The sequence below is a fragment of the Streptomyces sp. NPDC007164 genome (assembly GCF_040634135.1).
Classification (GTDB): domain Bacteria; phylum Actinomycetota; class Actinomycetes; order Streptomycetales; family Streptomycetaceae; genus Streptomyces; species Streptomyces sanglieri.
Genome location: NZ_JBEYFB010000123.1, coordinates 1 through 3584, shown reverse-complemented (window position 1 = coordinate 3584; position 3584 = coordinate 1). Strand labels below are relative to the sequence as shown.

Here is a 3584-nt window from a genome sequence, read left to right as displayed (position 1 = left end):
CGCCAAGGGCGCAGGCGCCGGCCTCTCCAAGATCGGCGACATCACCAAGGGCCTCAAGGGCATCAGCAACATCGACATCCCCAAACTCCCCGACGACGCCATCACCATTCCCGAGGGCTCCCTCAAACTCTCCGACGGCACCTTCCACCTCCCCGAGGGCGCGCCCGTACCCGAAGGCGGGGTCAAACTCCCCGACGGGAACGTCAAGTTCCCCGACGACGTCCCCGTCCTGCCCGAGAGCACCACCAAGCTCCCCACCCACACCGACGCGCCCGTCCAGTACTTCGACCACGAGGGCAACCTCCTGGACGAACACGGCGACATCGTCCAGAAGGCCGAAGACGCCCCCAAGGAGGGCTCCCCCACCGTCCCGCACACCGACGGCCCGGACCCCACCACCCCGCACACCAACACCCCGGACCCCACCACTCCGCACCCCAACGAACCGGTCAGGGAACCGGCCCTGGTCGGCGTCGGCGCCAACACCGCCGACAACGTCGCACACGTCGGCGCCAACGCGGGCGACAACGTCATCCACCTCGGCAGCGACCTCGGCGACACCGGCCGCTTCGCGGACGACCTGCCCACCACCCACAACCCCGCCGACAACCTCCCCGGCGGCCACGCCGGCGACAACCTTCCCGGCGGAAACGCGGGCAACCACCTCCCCCACGCAGGAGCGGCCGACCACCTTCCCGGTGGCCACGCCGACGACCTCGGCCACGGTCCCACCGCCGGACATGAACCGCCCAACACCCACCCCGGCGGCCACGGCGACGGCCCGCGAGGTCCGCACGACCCGACCCCGCCCCACCACAACGACCACACCCCGAACAGCCACGCCGACGACGCCGCCCACCACGGCAAGGACGAGGGCACCCCGCACCACGGACCCGACGACACGCTGCCCCATGACGACGGCATCCCCCATGACGACGGTGTCCCCCATGACCCCGACGGCCCGCACGGACCCGACGGACCCGACGGCCCGGATCACCCCGGCGGCGACGGCCCCGGCAACGAGCCGCACGGCAAGCCCGTGGACCCCCAGCCCGACTGGCACGGCCAGAGCGCGGACAAGATGCGTCACTACCGGCGCCCGGCCCTGGACGTCTCGCATCTGCCGTTGAAGGATCAGCTGCCTCTCCTGGAGCGGGAAGCGTCCGCTCTCGCCGACGACGCGTTGAAGGCTCCGGCCGGAGCGGCACCCGCCGGTCTGAACCATCTCGAATCCGGCTGCGCCGGAAGCTTCCTGCACGACAACACGATCACCGCGCACAGCAGCACCACTAAAATGCACGGCCAGAAGCTCCCGAAGCGGCATGCCGTGCTCGACGACATCCTGAAGAACGTCGAAGAAACACTTGAAGCCGAAGGGAAGAACAAGGGGATAGGGCACGGCAAGTGCGCCGAGATTTCACTGATCAGCGATCGATTGCATCAAATCGACCCCACAGGTAAATCGATTCGCACAATTGACGATGCCAAGGCCGCCCTGGAGGGGGGCGTGATGCATTCACGCCAAATCGGCGACCTCCGCGATCGCGTCACAGGGGAACTCGACCGTGTGCACAATGAGTTCCTGCCCCCTTGCCGCACCTGCGAGCATGTACTGCCTCAGCTGGGCATTCGAGTACACTCGTAGCACCCCTGTTTCACGAAACGGAACAAATAGTGAACCATGAACAGCTGACACCCGAAGTGCGCAATTGGCTGACTGCGTGCGACTGGTCTCCGAGTCGTGATATCGGGGACCTTGCCGATGAATTGATTCAGATTCGACTGAAGGACGCCGAGCAGCACGGGGTGACCCTGATCCCGACACCGCAGGCAGTTCGCGTCATCCGCAGCTACGGCAATCTGCGACTCGCTCATCCCACCGACCGGGAATCGGCGTGGATCATGAACCCGACGTTCGGATACGACGGCGACGCAGCGCTCATCAAAGAGCTGGCCTTCGAACTCGGTACGGAACTCTTCCCCATCGGTTACGAGTCCCTCGAATACGGAATCATTCTGGTCGATGAACAGGGCCGCTTCTTTGTTCTCCACCACACCGGCGGTTACTACATGGGAGCGAACGACTCAGATGCATTTTCCAGGTTTCTGATCGGGGCTACCCCCCTGGACGCGGAGGACTTCTTTGTCTGAGCAATATCCCGCCGTAGCCTCCTCCCTACTGATCAACGGTCAAGTGGTCAGCCACACCAGTCTGATCGGGGAAGGCACCGCCGATCTCCACCCCGCCGTCCGGTCGTTCGTCGAGTCGCTGCCGGCCGATGTGCGCAGGCCGTTCACCGGGCGCTGTGCCGAATCGGCTCTGGTGTCGGACCAGTTGTGGGCGCTCGACTCCGCACGGAGCGACGGCCGCACGAGCACACTCGACGAAGCCGCTCCGCACTTCGCGGGATCCGCCATCATCTCCAAGATGATCCGTGGTCAAGGACACCCCGATCACGGCAGGACCACGGAGCCGTGCGAGGTCTGCCGGCTGCTGCTCCAGAAGTTGGGTGTGCAGGTAATGGCTTGAGGGACTTGATCCGAAGTGAGCACTGAGCTGCCACGCACGGTCCTGGAACGGTTGCGCTCGGTCGACTGGTACGGCGACCGGGACCTGGCCGACAGCCACTCGCGTTCCCGCGCCCTGCTGATGCGGGAGTACCTGCGTCGCGCGGCGCTGTGGGCTCAGGCGTACGGCGCCAGGGAGGAATGGCCCTTCTTCGACGTCACCGAGTTCGTCGACCCCGCGTTCCGGCTGGACCCGGAGGTGGAGTCTGAGCTGGAGGACTACCTGGCGCACAACGTCGGCACGCCGTCCACGGCAAGGACATGCCGGGGTGCCGTGCGCTGGGCGGCGCTCCGGGCCTGGAGCAAGGCCGCTCTTCCGGAGCTCCCGGACCCGTACGAGCCGTTGCTGCTCATGTACGGGCGGGGCGGTGGCTACTCGATCGAGGAGTTCATCGACCTGTACGGGGTGATGATCCCGTACGGGAACTTCGAGTCCAATCTCAACGCCGAGCCGTTCCCCACGCCGGCCCCGAGCACACTCGACGCCCTCGATGCCGGAGCGGCCGGCAGGATCATGTACTACGCGAAGGTCGGTGAGGGATATCCGCGCAGCAGCCCACGCGGCATCCTGCGGCGGCGTCTCGTCGGCAGGGAGGCCGAGACGCACGACGAGGCCTTCACCCGCAGTCTTCGCTGGGAGCCGACGGAGTACCTCAGGCTCTACGAACTCGGGCACAACGACGTCGACCATGTGCGGATCTCCGAGCGGGAGGCTGCCGCGTTCATCGAATCGACGGTGAAGAGGCTCAGCGGATCATGATGATCCGCCGGGCCGGCAGGCGGTCGGCCGTCGCTCACGATCGTGTGTGCGGCGTGAAGATCGGCCGAAGATCTTCGGGGTCCCGTCGCGCCGGAAGGGCTCCCGACCCTCCGCGCTCCGGTCAAGTGCTCTGTTTCCGCACCTCATTGCCGGTGATGGCTATTCGGTGACCATGTCACAGCCTGTCCACAGCCCGGTGGTCTTCGATTGCTTCGGCATCCGGGAGTTGATAGGCATGATCCGTGCATTTGTTCGT

At 66.0% G+C, this 3584-nt stretch carries 4 protein-coding genes; all 4 read left to right on the top strand.

Annotated features, from left to right (window positions below; translation table 11 throughout):
- The coding region (locus ABZ622_RS41835) for a YwqJ-related putative deaminase (RefSeq protein ID WP_360552552.1) at nucleotides 1-1645 on the top strand (1645 nt) is incomplete at its 5' end.
- A gap of 29 nt (nucleotides 1646-1674) precedes the next feature.
- Nucleotides 1675-2151 carry an SUKH-3 domain-containing protein gene (locus ABZ622_RS41830; protein ID WP_360552550.1) on the top strand — a complete coding sequence of 159 codons (477 nt, stop codon included), beginning with the start codon at nucleotides 1675-1677 and terminating at the stop codon, nucleotides 2149-2151.
- Nucleotides 2144-2530 (top strand): YwqJ-related putative deaminase, encoded by a 387-nt coding sequence (locus ABZ622_RS41825; protein ID WP_360552548.1) that lies wholly within the window; start codon nucleotides 2144-2146, stop codon nucleotides 2528-2530. The genes ABZ622_RS41830 and ABZ622_RS41825 overlap by 8 nt, the downstream gene beginning before the upstream one ends.
- A gap of 15 nt (nucleotides 2531-2545) precedes the next feature.
- Entirely contained in the window at nucleotides 2546-3328 is a 783-nt protein-coding gene (locus tag ABZ622_RS41820) for a hypothetical protein (protein WP_360552546.1), read from the top strand.
- Nucleotides 3329-3584 lie beyond the last annotated feature (256 nt).